Below are 698 nucleotides of genomic sequence, written 5' to 3'. Positions count from 1 at the left end.
CTTAAAAAAGTTGAATACTTTAGTTCAAATGCAGGAAAAATTACAAACCAAATCAAAGCGCAAGTAATTCTCGAACTAAAGGACCGGTATGACGTTGTGGATCTAGTTGAAGTCGCAGACATTCCACGCAGCACTTATTATTATTGGGAGAAACGATTAGACCGAGTGGACAAATACGCCGATGTAAAAGAGACAATTAAGAAGATCTATCATGAACACAAAGGTCGCTATGGGTATCGTCGCATCGCAAAAGAGCTAAAGAAATATGGTTTTATTCATGATCCAAAGACAATCAATCGTTTAATGAATGAGCTTGGCTTAAAATGCATGGTCCGTATGAAGAAGTATCGCTCTTACAAAGGGAATGTGGGTAAAATAGCGCCGAACGTATTACAACGTGATTTTAACGCAGATAAAATGAATAAAAAATGGGTAACAGATGTGACCGAATTCCATCTTTTCGGGGAAAAGCGCTATCTGCCTGTCCTCGATTTATGTAATGGCGAAATTATTGCGTACAAAGTCATGAGCCGCCCCGTCTATCAACTCGTGAGCGATATGTTAGATGAGGCGATAAAATGTCTGAAACCAGAAGACAAAGTCATTCTTCATTCCGATCAAGGCTGGCATTATCAAATGAAGAAGTATCAGAAAACATTACAGAAGCACGGAATTACACAAAGTATGTCCCGTAAGGG

1 pseudogene is annotated in these 698 nt (G+C 39.3%); it reads left to right on the top strand.

The annotated features are described in order from the left end of the window. Positions 1–698: pseudogene (locus ACFPRA_RS23660) on the top strand (IS3 family transposase); the annotation flags it as partial.

Origin of the sequence: Sporosarcina soli (assembly GCF_042655805.1) — a bacterium.
GTDB lineage: Bacteria > Bacillota > Bacilli > Bacillales_A > Planococcaceae > Sporosarcina > Sporosarcina soli.
The sequence above is the reverse complement of the archived record's forward strand: the minus strand, read 5'-3'. Positions and strand labels throughout refer to the sequence as shown.